17 protein-coding genes, 1 tRNA gene and 2 pseudogenes are annotated in these 14,400 nt (G+C 52.6%); 15 read left to right on the top strand and 5 right to left on the bottom strand.

What is annotated here, in order from left to right; translation table 11 throughout:
- Positions 1-334 precede the first annotated feature (334 nt).
- The 7 genes from A3SI_RS12830 to A3SI_RS12815 all read left to right on the top strand — a co-directional run bounded on the left by A3SI_RS12830 (position 335) and on the right by A3SI_RS12815 (position 5,276).
- Positions 335-1,387, top strand: coding sequence for a hypothetical protein (locus tag A3SI_RS12830; protein WP_009056515.1), 1,053 nt, complete (start codon positions 335-337; stop codon positions 1,385-1,387).
- Between the two features lie 238 nt (positions 1,388-1,625).
- Complete coding sequence (locus tag A3SI_RS12825) at positions 1,626-2,804, top strand: NAD(P)/FAD-dependent oxidoreductase (RefSeq protein WP_316929201.1); 1,179 nt, start codon at positions 1,626-1,628, stop codon at positions 2,802-2,804.
- Positions 2,783-3,043 carry a hypothetical protein gene (locus A3SI_RS22850; RefSeq protein WP_316929200.1) on the top strand — a complete coding sequence of 87 codons (261 nt, stop codon included), beginning with the start codon at positions 2,783-2,785 and terminating at the stop codon, positions 3,041-3,043. Before A3SI_RS12825 ends, A3SI_RS22850 begins: the two co-directional genes overlap by 22 nt.
- A 107-nt stretch (positions 3,044-3,150) precedes the next feature.
- On the top strand, positions 3,151-3,696 hold the full coding sequence (locus tag A3SI_RS12820) for a hypothetical protein (protein WP_009056514.1): 546 nt from the start codon (positions 3,151-3,153) through the stop codon (positions 3,694-3,696).
- Positions 3,668-3,829, top strand: coding sequence for a hypothetical protein (locus tag A3SI_RS19010; protein WP_156810301.1), 162 nt, complete (start codon positions 3,668-3,670; stop codon positions 3,827-3,829). The genes A3SI_RS12820 and A3SI_RS19010 overlap by 29 nt, the downstream gene beginning before the upstream one ends.
- 56 nt (positions 3,830-3,885) lie before the next feature.
- Positions 3,886-4,362: an NAD(P)/FAD-dependent oxidoreductase gene (locus A3SI_RS22845; protein ID WP_316929199.1), complete on the top strand. Its 477-nt coding sequence runs from the start codon at positions 3,886-3,888 to the stop codon at positions 4,360-4,362.
- Positions 4,359-5,276 carry an NAD(P)/FAD-dependent oxidoreductase gene (locus tag A3SI_RS12815; RefSeq protein WP_316929198.1) on the top strand — a complete coding sequence of 306 codons (918 nt, stop codon included), beginning with the start codon at positions 4,359-4,361 and terminating at the stop codon, positions 5,274-5,276. The genes A3SI_RS22845 and A3SI_RS12815 overlap by 4 nt, the downstream gene beginning before the upstream one ends.
- 1,088 nt (positions 5,277-6,364) lie before the next feature.
- On the opposite strand, the gene A3SI_RS12810 is transcribed toward A3SI_RS12815, so the two are convergent.
- From A3SI_RS12810 to A3SI_RS22830, 5 genes are all read right to left on the bottom strand, one after another.
- Positions 6,365-6,446 (bottom strand) — tRNA-Leu (locus A3SI_RS12810).
- A gap of 53 nt (positions 6,447-6,499) precedes the next feature.
- Positions 6,500-6,796: a putative quinol monooxygenase gene (locus A3SI_RS12805; RefSeq protein ID WP_009056513.1), complete on the bottom strand. Its 297-nt coding sequence runs from the start codon at positions 6,794-6,796 to the stop codon at positions 6,500-6,502.
- Positions 6,797-6,822: 26 nt separating this feature from the next.
- Positions 6,823-7,158 (bottom strand): SAM hydroxide adenosyltransferase, encoded by a 336-nt coding sequence (locus A3SI_RS22840; RefSeq protein ID WP_009056512.1) that lies wholly within the window; start codon positions 7,156-7,158, stop codon positions 6,823-6,825.
- Entirely contained in the window at positions 7,137-7,307 is a 171-nt protein-coding gene (locus A3SI_RS22835) for a hypothetical protein (protein WP_009056511.1), read from the bottom strand. Before A3SI_RS22835 ends, A3SI_RS22840 begins: the two co-directional genes overlap by 22 nt.
- A 17-nt stretch (positions 7,308-7,324) precedes the next feature.
- The gene (locus A3SI_RS22830; protein ID WP_009056509.1) at positions 7,325-7,594 is read right to left on the bottom strand and encodes an SAM-dependent chlorinase/fluorinase; all 270 of its coding nucleotides are present in this window, start codon (positions 7,592-7,594) and stop codon (positions 7,325-7,327) included.
- Between the two features lie 85 nt (positions 7,595-7,679).
- Here A3SI_RS22830 and A3SI_RS23325 point away from each other — a divergent pair, with 85 nt between their 5' ends.
- The 8 genes and pseudogenes from A3SI_RS23325 to A3SI_RS12770 all read left to right on the top strand — a co-directional run bounded on the left by A3SI_RS23325 (position 7,680) and on the right by A3SI_RS12770 (position 14,388).
- Complete coding sequence (locus A3SI_RS23325) at positions 7,680-8,135, top strand: hypothetical protein (RefSeq protein WP_394330377.1); 456 nt, start codon at positions 7,680-7,682, stop codon at positions 8,133-8,135.
- Positions 8,048-8,706: pseudogene (locus tag A3SI_RS12795) on the top strand (PhoH family protein). The gene A3SI_RS23325 and the pseudogene A3SI_RS12795 overlap by 88 nt, the downstream one beginning before the upstream one ends.
- Complete coding sequence (locus A3SI_RS12790) at positions 8,669-9,067, top strand: GNAT family N-acetyltransferase (protein WP_009056506.1); 399 nt, start codon at positions 8,669-8,671, stop codon at positions 9,065-9,067. The pseudogene A3SI_RS12795 and the gene A3SI_RS12790 overlap by 38 nt, the downstream one beginning before the upstream one ends.
- Positions 9,068-9,108: 41 nt before the next feature.
- Positions 9,109-9,639: a DUF3575 domain-containing protein gene (locus A3SI_RS12785; protein ID WP_009056504.1), complete on the top strand. Its 531-nt coding sequence runs from the start codon at positions 9,109-9,111 to the stop codon at positions 9,637-9,639.
- A 242-nt stretch (positions 9,640-9,881) separates the two neighbouring features.
- Positions 9,882-10,322, top strand: a pseudogene (locus tag A3SI_RS23320) (DUF4131 domain-containing protein); the annotation flags it as partial.
- A gap of 149 nt (positions 10,323-10,471) precedes the next feature.
- A complete protein-coding gene (locus A3SI_RS12780; protein ID WP_083836517.1) occupies positions 10,472-11,638 on the top strand; it encodes a ComEC/Rec2 family competence protein in 1,167 nt (388 codons plus the stop codon).
- 89 nt (positions 11,639-11,727) lie between these two features.
- Complete coding sequence (locus A3SI_RS12775; RefSeq protein ID WP_009056499.1) at positions 11,728-12,507, top strand: enoyl-CoA hydratase/isomerase family protein; 780 nt, start codon at positions 11,728-11,730, stop codon at positions 12,505-12,507.
- Between the two features lie 18 nt (positions 12,508-12,525).
- A complete protein-coding gene (locus A3SI_RS12770) occupies positions 12,526-14,388 on the top strand; it encodes a RecQ family ATP-dependent DNA helicase (protein ID WP_009056498.1) in 1,863 nt (620 codons plus the stop codon).
- Positions 14,389-14,400: the final 12 nt, after the last annotated feature.

The raw sequence follows: 14,400 nt of genomic DNA, 5'->3' as shown, positions 1-14,400 counted from the left end.
AAATTATTTTGCACCTAACATGTTGTATTTTATCCAAATTAGGATGTTATGTCATACTGTTTTGGGATTTAGTCAATTACATCATGAGATTACCTACTGCATAACGGACTCCATTTTTTTCTGTGCTACAGCAACTTTTAGCCTAATATAAATGAATTCCTAAGCATTTAAAACCTGGATATGAAAAAATGTAGGAGGGACAGCGGTGAGCGGTGCGGAGGGGCTGCCGGCTGGGTTTGGCGATTTCTCCAAGCTTGTAAAACCCCCGCAGCGCTGGCAAAAGGGGGTATCTTTGGGGGAAAATCCTTAGTAAACGCGTAAACCTGTACAACCTATGCAGAAACGAGCTATTTTTCTCTTTCGAAAGAAGCTTATTCCCTTTGCGCAGCTCCGCGCGCTGTACCTGCTCTTCGGCCACACAGCCAGGAGGAAGGGGCGCCCAGAGACCCCGCTGGCCCTGGAGCTGGCCTATACACCTCATGTGCACCGAAGAGTGGAACGCGAAATCCACCTGGCGGCGCTCTATCTCTTCGGGGTGCTCCGCGCAAAAGAGGGGACGCAGGGACCTGAGGAGCTGGAGCTGAATCCTGAAATCGACTTTTACTGGTCGCTGAGCCTCTACAGCATGCGGCAGCGCACCGTAAAGAAGAAGCTGGAACTGCGCGATCGGCAGGGGAGGCAGCAGCTGGGGGTGCGGCTGGGAAAAATGCCGCTGGAGGAGATGCGCGTGCACCTGCAGGACTTGCCCTTTCTGCTGCGCTATGGGCTGGAGCTTCCTGTGCGCCAGCTGCCCTTAGTCACCTACATGGAGCGGGAAAGGGTGTTTTACGACTTTATTGTGCGGTGGATGGTACGTGGCCGGGAGAGTGTGAACGGGAGGCTGCCGGGGGCCAAAGGGCCTTTTGGGCGCTGCCCGACGAACCCGCTCCTCTTTCAGTATAGTGCCGATGTGTGGGAGTACCTGCCCCGCCTGATGCTGCAGGATTACTGGCGGCCGCTGTTTTTTTCGAGTGCATTTGGCCTGGAGTGGCTGCCATCGCGTTCGCAGGAGGACCCCGCCCAGGAGGTCTCAGCCCGGGAGCAGCGTTCCCCTCGGGTGGCGTGGGTAGGGCTGTATCTCAAAACCGAAAACATAGGTCTCCTGCCGGTGGAGGGAGGCAGTTGGCACAGCCCCACCACGCCCGATCCCTTTTATGCCAAGCCCGACCCAAACTGCCCCCTGATCCGGCTGTATGTGGCCGTGGGGTACTGGGAAAATCCTAAGGAGCCACCAGAGGGCTTTGTGTTCGCGCCAGAGCCGGGAGTTTTCGTGCATCCCCTGCGGAAAGAGCCGCCCCTGTTTCCCCGCGTATTCAGGCACCACTTACCTGCGTATTTGAGGCAGTAGAATGTAAGTCAAAGGGGGTTTTATTATAAAAAACACAAAAATTCTCTGCTTTCATTGCTAAAAATAAAAATTAGGAGCTACCTTTGAAAGGAATGGGCTGGAGGAGCTCTGGGGAGTGCCCATTTTTTGGCCAGCGGCCAGATTTTACCCTCTGCGGTAGCCACCGAAAATAAACGGTAAAAAGATGTCCTGTCGGAGGGCTTTTGCGTATACGTAGGGCGAACGAAAAGAAGCAGCGATGGAAACAAAGAAATATGTGCAGGGAATTCCGAAACCGAGCTATCAGCGCGTCCTGATCGTGGGAGGAGGTTTCGCCGGGCTAAAGGTGGCCCGCGAGCTGAAAGGGTCTGCGTATCAGGTGGTCATGATCGATAAGAACAACTACCACCAGTTTCAGCCTCTCTACTATCAGGTGGCGACTTCCGGCCTGGAGCCCAGCGCCATCGCCTTCCCTTTCCGAAAGGTGTTTAAGCGCGATGACAAGATGCTTTTCCGCATGCTGGAGTTCAAGCAGGTGGACGTGGAGGCGCGCGAGATCGAAACGGACGCGGGCTGGCTGGCCTATGACTACCTCGTGCTTGCCATCGGTGCGGACACGCATTTTTTCGGCATGGAAAATATCCGTAAGCATGCCACACCGATGAAGACGATTTCGGAGGCGCTCTTTTTACGGAATAAATTGATCAGCAACTTCGAAGCGGCCTATAATACGGATGATCTGCAGAAGCGGGAGTCGCTCCTGAATGTGGTCGTCGTGGGTGGCGGGCCTACCGGGGTGGAGCTGGCAGGGGCCATCGCGGAGATGCGGCGGGATGCCCTTCCCCTGGACTATCCGACCATGGACTGGAAGCGCATGCGGGTCTGTCTTTTGGAGGCCAGTCCACGGCTGCTAAACGGCATGTCAGAGGCTAGCGGGCAGAAATCCCTTGCCTTTTTAGAGAAATTAGGGGTGGACGTGACACTAAATGCTGCGGTGAAGGACTTCGACGGGGAGCATGTGCTGGTGGCCGATGGCCAAAAGATCGCTGCGAAGACTTTGATCTGGGCGGCGGGGGTGCGTGCGAATCCGGTGCCAGGCTTGCCGGAGGAGGCGTTTCTTCCGAATGGCCGTGTGCGGGTGAATCGCTTTAATCAGGTGGAGGCAGCTCCTGGGGTGTATGCCATCGGAGATTTAGCTTATATGGAGACGCCGAAATTCTCCAAGGGGCATCCGCAGGTGGCGCAGGTGGCGATTCAGCAAGCGAAGAATTTGAGTTACAACTTCCGGTCTCTGCTGAAGGAGCGGCGCTGGGAGGAGTTCGAGTATAAGGACTTGGGCAGTATGGCCACAGTGGGCCAAAAGCTGGCTGTGGTGGATCTTCCGTACCTGAGTTTTCAGGCTTTATCGCCTGGCTGGTGTGGCTTTTTGTGCATCTGATGGCCATCGTGGGGGTGAAGAACCGCCTCTTTATTTTTTTAAACTGGGCATGGAGCTATTTGTCCTTCGATGCCTCGCTGCGCCTGCTGATTCGGCCGGTGCAGCCAAAGCCGGAGGAGCCCGCGGGGGCGAATTGGTCCGATGAGGTCTTGGCCCAGGTGGCCAAAGGTGAGGATCAGGAGCTTCCTGCCGATGAGCGCGAGGAAAATGCGGACCCGAAGGCTTCGCGAGTCGTTTAAAAGTGTTTGTTCTCCGAGTAATGGGGTGAAGGGGGTGGATATTGCAGGTAGATTTTTAACGCTATGCGATATGGAGAACTATTTGAAGCATTTGATGGAGGACATGGATGCCCTTTTGCGCGCGCCGCGCTACATGGAAAAGCCCCCGCTGCCTCCTTTTTCACCTGAGGAGCGCGCCTAGTTTACGGGGTGAGCGCCCTGCCGAGCTGGAAGAAGAGGGTGATGCCGATCAGGGGGAAGTGGCTGACTGGGAGGGCATGCTGGCGGCGGACGATGCAGCTTTTTTACACAGTGTGTATGAGGGCGGCTTGGATGCTTTTGAAGATCTGGATGCCTTAGATGCCTCGGAGGAGGATCCGAATCCTTTTTTAGGGCGGCCTTTGGATCGGGGTCCGCAAGATCCCAGGAGTTTTGCGAGCTTTTGTGGTTTGGATTTGGCCGCCTTTCCGGACGATCGCCTGATGACGGAGGCGCAGGTGAGCACCTTGGTCGAGAAAATGGCTGCTCTGTTCAGTTATTATAATTTGGAGCCTATTTTTCGTAGAGCATCTCCCAGTGCGGAGGAGTTATGGGCTGCTGCTGCACTGCTTGAAGATTCCGCAGCCGATTATGACGTTTGGGACCTTGTATCTCGACCTGTGTTCGGGCGATGAGCGGAACTGCATCCATGAGGAGTTTTGCGCCTGCGCCAAAAAGCGGGCAGAAGCAGCTGCGGAAGATGCCGTTTCGGATCAGCGGAAGGCTGCTTCGGAGGAGGATGATTTTCCCGATCAACTGGCCAGCTGAGGAGATGTAGGGGGCGGGTGGCGAACAGTTTTTTTATTGTTTTCGTTCTATAAGATATGAAAACGAACAAGAACCACACTTCCATAGATCCATTTACACATGAAATCGATAGTATTCCGAAGGCTGCGTATCAGCGCATTGTCATCGTGGGCGGCGGTTTTGCAGGCCTACGGCTGGCGCGCGAGCTGAAGGGGACCGACTATCAGGTGGTCATGTTAGATAAGAACAATTATCACCAGTTTCAGCCGCTTTTTTATCAGGTGGCCACTTCGGGTTTAGAGCCCAGTGCGATTTCTTTTCCGATCCGCAAGGTGTTTAAAAAGCATGACAATTTATTTTTTCGGATGATGGAGCTCTTGGAGGTGGATACTGCGGGCAAGCGGGTGATTACCGACAAGGGATTTTTGACCTATGATCATTTGGTGCTGGCCATGGGTGGGGATACGGCTTATTTCGGGATGAAAAATGTCCAAAAAATATGCTACGCCCATGAAGACCGTTTCCGAGGCACTTTTTTTTACGGAATAAGTTGATCAGTAATTTTGAGGAAGCCTATAACACGAATGACCGTGCGCAGCGGGAGACCCTGATGAACGTCGTGGTGGTGGGTGGAGGTCCTACGGGCGTGGAGCTGGCGGGGGCGATCGCGGAGATGAAAAAATATGCTTTGCCTTACGATTATCCGACGATGGACTGGACGCAGATGGAGGTATACCTGGTGGAGATGAGTCCACGGCTCCTGAATGGCATGTCGGATGCGTCTGGGGAGAAGTCTTTGGAGTTTTTAAAGCGGCTGGGCGTGAAGGTGCGCTTAAACTGTGCGGTGGGGGATTATGATGGCGAGGTGGTGAAGTTGGCCGATGATGAAACGATCCGTACGCAGACCTTGATTTGGGCGGCAGGTATTCGGGCGAATCCGGTTCCGGGCTTGCCGGAGGCTGTTTTCGGATCGGGTGGTCGGATTCAGACGAATGGTTATCATCAGGTGGAGGGTTTGGATGGCGTGTATGTTTTGGGCGACTTAGCCCTGACCCCGGATGAGAACTTTAAGGAAGGCCATCCACAGGTGGCGCAGGTGGCGATCCAGCAGGCGAGTAATTGTGCGTATAATTTTAAGTCGCTTTTAAAAAATAGGCCGTTTAAGTCCTTTTTGTATAAGGATTTAGGGACGATGGCGACGATTGGGCGCAAGAAGGCGGTGGTGGACTTGCCCTTTTTCAGTTTCCAGGGCTTTTTTGCGTGGCTGGCGTGGCTGTTTGTGCATTTGATGGCGATCGTGGGGGTGAAGAACCGTTTGTTTATCTTTTTGAATTGGGCCTGGAGTTATTTGTCTTTTGATGCCTCGCTGCGCTTGTTGATACGTCCGGTGCTGCCGAAGTTCGAGGCGGAGGAGGTTCAGGAGCGCATGGTGGAGGATCCGAAGGCAAAGGTAGATGAGAAGGTGTAGGTTTTTGGGGGATTTTGAGAGGAGGTTTTTAGGCTATAAAAATCTCCTGTTTTCCCTTGTGCGGGTGTTAAAAATACGGTACCTTTAGCCTAATGATAGTGCCTTTATGGAGTTTATGAACGTAAAACTAAAGATTTTTGACAAGGTTTTCATTTTTAACTCGTTGAAAATCACGCCATACTGGAGTTAGCTGTCAGAGTACCACATCCATTAAAACAAGGATTAAGACAAGGATCGGAGAACTGCCTCTACGTGAGCTAGCACGGTCAGAGTACCACATCCATTAAAACAAGGATTAAGACGATATAGATGATAGAACCATCTGCAAACTCTCCTATGTCAGAGTACCACATCCATTAAAACAAGGATTAAGACTCTAGTACATCTTTCTCAGCCATAATCATTCGCTAGGTCAGAGTACCACATCCATTAAAACAATGGACGCGGGAGCGGAAGGGAGCTGCGGCCAAGCAGCCCCGTTAGCGTACGTGCCGAACGGAGTGGTCTTCGGGAGAAGTCCACGTAGGGAGGTTGACAAGTGGTGTACTGTATCGAGTGGAGCAGTTTTATATATCTACTCGCTATACTGGGAGATGTGCTACCGGAGATTTTAGCTTCCGCGTCGATGCTGAATTTAGCTGTTGTTGTAATTTTCCTTTCCGCGGGTGTGCTTTGGGGCGTGTTTCGTGCCGCGGGCTGAAGCCGCGCGGTTACCAAAAGTTCCGCCCCCATGGGGCTCGGAGTGTTTTTACGTAATTCGATAATTGTTTAAATCGGGGTTCGAGAGGAGGTAGAGTGGTTATTATAGGATCCGTCTCTATGGGGCTCTTGATGCATTTACTTATATCGCTAATTTTTAAAATCGGGATTCGAGAGGAGGTAGAGTGGGTATCATAGGATCCGTCTCTATGGGGCTCGAAGTGTTTTTACGTAATTCGTTAATTATTGAAATCGGAAGATGGGGGAGTGGCTGCCGTCAAGTCGGCTCCAATGGAGCTTTTGGCCTGAATAGTATTTGCTAGTAGCTTTCTATGGATAAGTAAAAAAAAGAAAAACCCCTTCAAAATTACTTCTGAAGGGGTTAAGGGTACCCAGAGCCGGAGTCGAACCGGCACGCCCGAAGGCATTGGTGTTTGAGACCAACGCGTCTACCAATTCCGCCATCTGGGCAGCTGCTAATTGGTGTGCAAATATGCAGTGCTTTTCGCTTCCTTGCAAGCCTTTTAGCCGATCTCTTCTATTTTTTTTGCGCTAAACGCAAAGGTTTTTTCCGCAAATAGGGGCTTGGTGACGGCCCAAACGCTCTTAAACAGGTCGGAATGCCGATAGGATTCCAGGGCCTCCGCACTCTCCCAGTGGCTGTAGGTCATGAAGATATGGGGCTGGTCGGCATCCTGCCAAAGCTCCAAATGTGCGCAGCCCGGAAAGGCGCGGATTTTTTCCTTGTTGGCGTTAAAATTGGCCTGAAAGGCCGCCACCTCTTCTGGGCGGAAGGTCATACGGACCACTCGAATAAGCATAAGGTTAGGGGTTTACTGGTGAAAAATTATTCGGTATCAAAATGGATGCGCACAGGGCTGTCTAACTTCAGCCCCAGCAGCTCAGCGCCGGAACCATGGGTGATGCCGATCTCCAGGAGGCCGGAGTGATTAAAGAAGGCGAAACACTCGCCAGAGTCGGTTTCCTCGTAGTTGCTGTGCAGGCGGTGAAAGGTCTCGCGCCCGATTTCCAAGCTGAACCTACCCGGATTTAAGGTGTCGAAAACTTGCTTGGGGATATTGGTGATCAAGTTCCCATAGCTGTCGATGTAGATGACGTGGCCGCTGATCTGCTTTCTATTGGCTTTAAACTGGCGCGGGATCAGGCGTTTCCATTGGGCCAAGGCCCACCAAAATCATGTACCGCCGCACCACTGGCTAACTTCGCCGCCACGGGAGCTAAAATATCGAGGGTGGGGAAGGTGCGCCCTGTACCGGGAGTCTCTGCCAGCTGCACCTTAATGCCGGGCTCCTCCTCGAAAAGTAGGCTCAAGACCCCATTATTCGGGCCTAAGAATAGGTGGTCCCGATGCTTGACAGCCACGTAGCCTGATTCTCTCGGCTCGTGCCGCTCATGGCCATGACATGTACCGTGCCCTTCGGAAAATCGGCATATACCTGCTGGAGCACAAAGGCAGCATGGGCCATGTTATACTTTTCGATCTGATGGCTGATGTCCACGATGTTCAGCTGTGGGTTCACCTGAAGCATGCGTGCCTTCACTGCTGCGACATAGTGGTCTTGTAATCCAAAATCTGAGGTGATCGTTACCAGGGCCATGTGGAATAGTCTTTAATTTTTTTGTAATTTTACTACCTTGTGAACAAATTTAAGCAAATAAATCTTTCTCCTTTAAGAGGTACCTTTGAAATCAAAACAAAATAGCTTGGTAGAAAAAGTCATCACATTAGAAAATATCCCCCTTATCGATTTTCTGGGCGCTGGAAATGAGAACATTAGGCAAATAGCAGCTGCTTTTCCCCAGAGTAAGGTGGTGTCCCGCGGAAATGAAATTCGCATTCAGGGGCAAGCTACTGAAATAATCCGTATCAATGATATCGTGAACATGCTCCTGCAGCACTTTAACCGCTTCGGACATATTACGCCAGATCAGGTGCAGCAGTATATCACCCTGGAGGGCACGCCGCTGGAGCCGAATGCCAAGCAGGACGTTATCGTCTATGGCAATAAAGCTTGGTGGTCAAGCCGAAATCTGCCAATCAGCGGAAGCTCGTGGAGGCGGTTACCAAAAATGATTTGGTCTTCGCTCTGGGGCCGGCGGGTACGGGGAAAACGTATATCGCTGTGGCCATGGCGGTGAAAGCCTTGAAAAACAGGGAGGTGAAGCGGATCATCATCACGCGCCCTGCGGTAGAGGCGGGTGAAAATCTGGCTTCCTGCCGGGTGACTTACAAGAAAAATTAGATCCTTACTTGCGCCCCATTTACGATGCACTTTCGGACATGGTGCCGGCGGAGAAGTTAAAATATTACCAGGAAACGCGCGTGATCGAGATCGCGCCTCTGGCTTACATGCGTGGGCGGACGCTGCATGACGCCTTTGTCCTGCTGGACGAAGCCCAAAACACCACGGAGGAGCAGATTAAAATGTTTTTGACCCGGATGGGGCCTAACTCTAAGGTCATCATTACCGGAGATCAGAGCCAGGTCGATCTGCCGCGCCGCCAAAAGTCTGGCCTACGTGAAGCGGTACGGATTTTAGAGGGCGTGGATGGGATCGCCATGGTCTGGCTGAGTGGAAAGGATGTCATTCGCCACAAGTTAGTAAAAGCAATTATAGCCGCATACGATAAAGAAGATGAGCAGCAGCAGTCAAAGCCCCGTTACCGTTCAGGTGATTCAAAGCCCGGAGGACCTGAAAAGAGCCTTTGAGATTCGTGAAAAGGTGTTCGTGATCGAGCAGGAAGTGGCTCCTGAGGAGGAGTACGATGCCTTCGAAGACAGCTCGCGGCATTTTCTGGCCCTGCTGGAGGGGAAGGCGATCGGGACGGCGCGCTGGCGCAAAACCGAAAACGGCGTGAAGCTGGAGCGGTTTGCGGTGCTGCGGGAGGCCCGGAATGCTGGCGCTGGAAGTGCCTCGTGGCGGCAGTGGTGCAGGATGTGGCCGCAGCGGTGTCGGAGCGCCCGCTCTGCCTGTATATGCACGCGCAGCTGCCGGCGATGTCGCTCTACGCGCGGCATGGCTTTCAGCCAAAGGGGATTTATTTATAGAATGCGACATCGAACATTATAAAATGGAATTATTTTTGTCCGAAGATTAAAAAAACGAGACCTATGAAAAAATTTGTAGCAGTAGTTGCCCTCTTTTTAAGTTGTAGCTTCTTAGCACAGGCCCAAGACCAGATCGGTGAGGCCAAAATTAATTTTCTCAACACGATTTTACTGGGTTCTGTAGAGCTTGGTTATGAGCACTTTATTGCGCCAGATCAGTCGCTTTCGGCGGAAATTCATATCAATGATCGTTTTGCGTACCGCACACAGTCTGGTGACCGTAACTTTAACGCGACCTCGATTTTAGTGGCCTACAACTTTTATTTTGATAACGATGGCCAAACCGGTTTTTACTTGTTCCCATTTATCAAGTACCGTTTTGGTGACTTTACGGAGGTGGAAGGCACTTCCTTAGAGGTCACGAGTCTAAATGGCTTTTTCCTTGGTTTAGGGGCTGGCTATAAGTGGGTGTTCGATAATAAATTTGCCGTAGGACCATTCGTAAATATCTCACGAGGTTTTGGAGAGGATTCGAACGAGCGTTTTTCTCCTGTAGAATTTAAGGCAGGCCTTTCTGTGGGCTATCGTTTTTAAGTGAGTAGTACTCGTAGCCTATCCACATTCCTTTGAAATAAATCGCTTTTTATTCGAGAGAAGCGTTTATTTCCCGACTAAAAGATCTTCCTCCTGTACCTTTGGAGGAAGATTTTTTTTTCTATGGCTCAAGGGATTTTTCGCCTTTTTCGTCTTTTACTCCTGCTATTGGGGGGGTACTGCTTGGCGCAGCTCATGCCGTATGCCCTCCTGGAGCTGTTTAGCAGCCCTATTGCACTGTTTTGGGCATTGGCTCCGCTTTGCTTGCTTCTTTTCAGCAGTTTTCTTCCGCCTGTTTATCTACGTTGGCGTATGCGCCTGCGGCAGGTTGGGATTTCTGCGGTTTTTCTTCTTTTAGGCCTTATTTTTTGCGCCAGGCGCAAAGGGAACCGGAGGAGGAGCCGCTCGAGGGCTTGTTTATCGTGGAAATTCGCTCTTCCGTGCTCGATCGGGGGTACAGAAAGGAGTATCGGGCGCGGACGCTGCGCGTGAAACCCTCTGAGGAGGCTCCTTGGCAAAAAAGCGTGCAGGAGCTGCTGTTCTATGAGAAGGATAGCCTCCTGCAGGCGGGGGATCGGCTGCTGGTACGTGGTGTGCGTCGTCCGTTTCGGGCGGCTGAAAATCCGTATGCTTTTGATTATAAGCGTTTCCAGACGTATAATGGGCTAGAGGGGGCGCTCTATCCGGAGGCTTTCTGGCGCCTGCCTGGCCGCGGTTTTTTTCCGCTGGAAAGGCTATCGGCGTGGCTCGAGGCAGCGCTGCAGCGGTACTTGGCGGAAGATATTTTCGTCCAACAGGTGGCGCGAGCCTCCTGCTGGGGGAGAAGCGGACGATGGATCGCGAGCTGTCGGCGGCCTATGCAGCGGCTGGTGCCATGCATGTCCTGGCCGTCTCGGGCTTGCATGTGGGCTTGGTCTACGGGTTTTTCTTCCTTTTGCTCCCGCCGGAGCGTGTCCCCAAGCGCTGGCGTTTCGTTTATGTACTCGCTGTGGTGGGGCTGATCTGGCTCTATGCGGGCCTGACGGGAGGCTCTCCTTCCGTGCAGCGTTCGGCGCTGATGTTCAGCCTGATGGCACTCAGTAAGGTGGGGCGTAGGCCCCAAAAAGGGGTACATGCAGTCTTTCTTTCCGCCTTGCTGCTGCTGGCTTGGCAGCCTTCGCTCTTGTTCTCACTGGGCTTTCAGCTATCGTATGCGGCGGTTTTGGGGATTCTCTATGTACAGCCGCTTCTGACGCGGTTATGGGCAGCGCCGCCCGCTTACTTGCGCCCGCTGTGGGAGTTGACCTGCGTGAGTGTGGCCGCGCAGATCGGTACTTACCCGCTTACGGCGGCCTATTTTCATGTTTTTCCAACGTACTTCCTGTTGACCAATGTCATCGTCATCCCGGGGGCCTTTGTGATTATGGGTTTGGGCCTGCCTTTACTGCTTTTTTCTTGGTGGGAGGGCTTGGCAAAACTCTTGGCCTATGTGCTCCAGCGGGTGATTCAGTTGTTTAATTATATGGTGTTTCAGATTGAGGCTTTGCCTTATGCTCAGCTGGACCATCTCTTTTTAAGCCCGCTTCAGCAGGTCTTGTATGTGGGGGCGCTGCTGCTGATCCTGCAGCTGCTCGGGAAGTTACGGAAGCGTAGTGTGCTTCTTGCTTGCTTTGTGGCTTTCCTGTGGCCTGTAGGCCAGTGCCTCGATCTGCTACTGCGTACCCGGGAGCGCCCTGTGTCGGAAAGCCTGCAGGAGCAGCGCTGGCAGGTGCGTGAGGGTGAAGCTTGGGGCTACTGGCAGCAAGGGCGCTTTTGGTTGTATGCGTGGGCGCTTCCTGCTGAGGAGCAGCGCTTTGCTGTGCATCCTTGGCTGGTGCGGCAGGCTTTCCCTGTGGCAAGGGGGCAGCTCTTAGAGCGGGAGGGGCAGCTGTACAGCCTTTTGCCCAGCGGGCAACTGAAACCATTAGAAAAACCAGAGGAGGCACAAGGACACGTTCAGCGGGACGAAAAATTACCTTAAATTCTGCTTGGGGCTAGCAGGAGCAGGTAGGAAGAGGGAAAAAAATCGTAATTTCAGGGCTTAAGCCCAAATTTAATCGTGAAAGAGTTATGAAAGACGCTATCGTACAGGTAGAGATTAGAGATCGTATCGGATTTATCACCTTAAACCGACCAGAGAAACGCAATGCCTTAAATGCCGAAATGGTGCAGGCCATCGACCAGGCGCTCACGCTCTGTGAGGAGGAAGCGGAGGCCAAGGTCATCGTGCTACGCGCTGCGGGCAAGGCCTTCTGTTCCGGGGCGGATTTAGCTTCTCTGCAGCAGATGCAGACCAATACCTATGAGGAGAATTTAGCGGATAGTGCTTTGCTGAAGGCACTTTTCGAGCGCATCTATACCTATCCTAAGGTGATTATCGCGGCTGTTCAGGGGCATGCTCTGGCAGGAGGATGCGGCTTGGCTGCGGTCTGCGACTTCTCCTTTGCTGTTCCTGAGGCCTTGTTTGGTTATACGGAAGTGCGCATTGGTTTTGTGCCTGCGATTGTGATGGTCTTTTTAGTGAAAAAGATCGGGGAAGGCGCTGCGCGCAAATTGCTGTTAGGGGCAGAATTAATCGATGCGCATGCTGCTCAGGCGGTCGGAATGATCGGTGAGGTGGTTCCTGCGGAGGAGTTGATGGAGAGAGTGGAGTCTTTTGCGCAGCTGCTCATTAGTCAAAATTCCGGTACGGCCATGGCGCTGACCAAGAAGATGCTGGCGGAGGTGCAGCATTTGCCGATAGGGGAGGCCTTACAGCATGCGGCGGAGGTAAATGCCCATGCGCGTGGCACGGAGGATTGTAAGAAAGGGATAGCCGCATTTTTGGCGAAGGAAAAGCCGCTTTGGTAGGCAAATAAACGAATCGAGATGTCGGCATATAAAAGTCAGGCCTTGCAGGTGCTACGGGATACATTTGGTTACCAGGATTTTCGACCTGGGCAGCTGGATATTGTCTGTTCGGTGCTGGAAGGCTCGGATGTGCTGGCGCTTTTGCCCACGGGTGGGGGTAAGTCGATCTGTTTTCAGGTGCCCGCGCTGGCAAAGGAGGGGATTTGCTTGGTGGTCAGCCCGCTGGTGGCGCTGATGAAGGATCAGGTGGATAATCTGAAGAAGCGCGGGATCAAGGCGGCGGCCATTTATTCGGGGATGAGCAAGCAGGAGATCGATGTGACCTTGGATAATTGTATTTATGGGGGGTACAAGTTTCTATATGTTTCTCCGGAGCGTCTGAAGTCGGACCTCTTTCTGGCGCGGTATCAGCAGATGAAGGTGGGCTTGCTGGCCATCGATGAGTCGCACTGTATCTCGCAGTGGGGCTATGATTTTCGCCCGCCTTATTTAGAAATCGCTGCGATCCGTCCACTTCATCCCGGGGTGCCCTGCATAGCGCTGACGGCCTCTGCTACCCTGAAGGTGCGTGAGGACATTATAGAGAAGCTGGCACTGGAAAATCCGAGGGTCTTCGTGAAGTCTTTTTCGCGTAAGAACTTATCTTATAGTGTGCGGCATGTCGAGAACAAAGTAGAAAAGGCGCTGGAGATTTTAGCGCGGGTGCCAGGTTCTGCTATTATCTATTTACGAAATCGTAGAGGAACACGGGATATCGCCGAGCATCTGCAGCGGCTTGGGGTCTCCGCCACCTTCTATCACGCTGGCCTGGATGGTGAGGAGCGTGGTCGGAGGCAGGAGGCGTGGAAGCGTGGCGATGTGCGGGTGATGGTTTCTACCAATGCTTTCGGGATGGGAATCGATAAGGGAGATGTGCGGGTGGTGATTCATCTGGACCTGCCCGAGAACTTGGAGAATTATTATCAGGAAGCTGGTCGAGCGGGACGCGATGAGCTCTTGGCGTATGGGGTGTTATTGGTGCACGCGAATGACCTGAAAACGCTGGCAGAGCGTGCCGATCAGACCTATCCGGAAATCAGCTATATCCGCAAGGTGTACCAGTCCCTTGCGAATTACTACCGGATAGCGGTAGGCAGTTCGCTTTTGGTGCATTACGATTTTAACATTCAGACCTTTTCGGACACCTATGGATTGGAACCCTTACAGTGTTACCATGCGATTCGTGTGCTGCAGGAGGAAGGCTTTATCTTGATGAACGAGAGCTTTTACGCCTCGCCCAGTTTGCGCTTTTTAGTGGATCATGGGCAGCTGTATGAGTTTCAGGTGCGTCATGAGCGCTTGGATGCGTTGATCAAGTTGCTGCTACGCTTTTACGGGGGGGAGTTGTTTGTGGATTATATTAACTTCCATGAGGAGCGCTTGGCGGCTGCTTTGGGCGTCAGCCCGAAGGCTCTGAGGGAGCAGCTCGAGTCCTTAGCGAATAAGGGGATTATCGATTATAATCCGCGCAAGGACAGTCCTCAGATTACCTTTCTGACGGCGCGCTATGATGCGGGCAAGCTTCCGCTGCAGGCCGAAAGGATCCGACAGCGGCGGGAGTTGGTGCGGGAAAAAGCGCAGGCCATGATTCGGTATTGTGAGCAGGAGGACATGTGTCGGGCCAATTTTATTTCGGAGTACTTCGGAGAGGAGACGCGGGTAGGCTGTGGTGTTTGTGATGTTTGCCTGCGAAAAAAGCGGCAGGTCAAGCAGGAAGGGGTAGCGGCGCGCGAGGCATTGCTGGCAACTTTACAGGAAGGTGGAACGTTAGCTTTAGAGGAGCTGTTAACAAAAGCAAGTTTAACTCCCGAGCCTGGGTGTTACAGCTTCTGCGGCAGTTAGAGGAGGAAGAGG

The organism is Nitritalea halalkaliphila LW7 (genome assembly GCF_000265075.1).
GTDB classification, from domain to species: Bacteria; Bacteroidota; Bacteroidia; order Cytophagales; family Cyclobacteriaceae; genus Nitritalea; species Nitritalea halalkaliphila.
Note: the sequence above shows the minus strand (reverse complement) of the source record. Positions and strands in the feature narration are given on the sequence as shown.

Bases quoted from the DNA above. Each gene is read 5' to 3' on its own strand.
- A3SI_RS12830 (WP_009056515.1), top strand. From the start codon at position 335: ATGCAGAAACGAGCTATTTTTCTCTTTCGAAAGAAGCTTATTCCCTTT.
- A3SI_RS12825 (WP_316929201.1), top strand. From the start codon at position 1,626: ATGGAAACAAAGAAATATGTGCAGGGAATTCCGAAACCGAGCTATCAG.
- A3SI_RS12820 (WP_009056514.1), top strand. From the start codon at position 3,151: ATGCCCTTTTGCGCGCGCCGCGCTACATGGAAAAGCCCCCGCTGCCTC.
- A3SI_RS22845 (WP_316929199.1), top strand. From the start codon at position 3,886: ATGAAAACGAACAAGAACCACACTTCCATAGATCCATTTACACATGAA.
- A3SI_RS12805 (WP_009056513.1), bottom strand. From the start codon at position 6,796: ATGCTTATTCGAGTGGTCCGTATGACCTTCCGCCCAGAAGAGGTGGCG.
- A3SI_RS22830 (WP_009056509.1), bottom strand. From the start codon at position 7,594: ATGGCCCTGGTAACGATCACCTCAGATTTTGGATTACAAGACCACTAT.
- A3SI_RS12785 (WP_009056504.1), top strand. From the start codon at position 9,109: ATGAAAAAATTTGTAGCAGTAGTTGCCCTCTTTTTAAGTTGTAGCTTC.
- A3SI_RS12780 (WP_083836517.1), top strand. From the start codon at position 10,472: ATGGATCGCGAGCTGTCGGCGGCCTATGCAGCGGCTGGTGCCATGCAT.
- A3SI_RS12775 (WP_009056499.1), top strand. From the start codon at position 11,728: ATGAAAGACGCTATCGTACAGGTAGAGATTAGAGATCGTATCGGATTT.
- A3SI_RS12770 (WP_009056498.1), top strand. From the start codon at position 12,526: ATGTCGGCATATAAAAGTCAGGCCTTGCAGGTGCTACGGGATACATTT.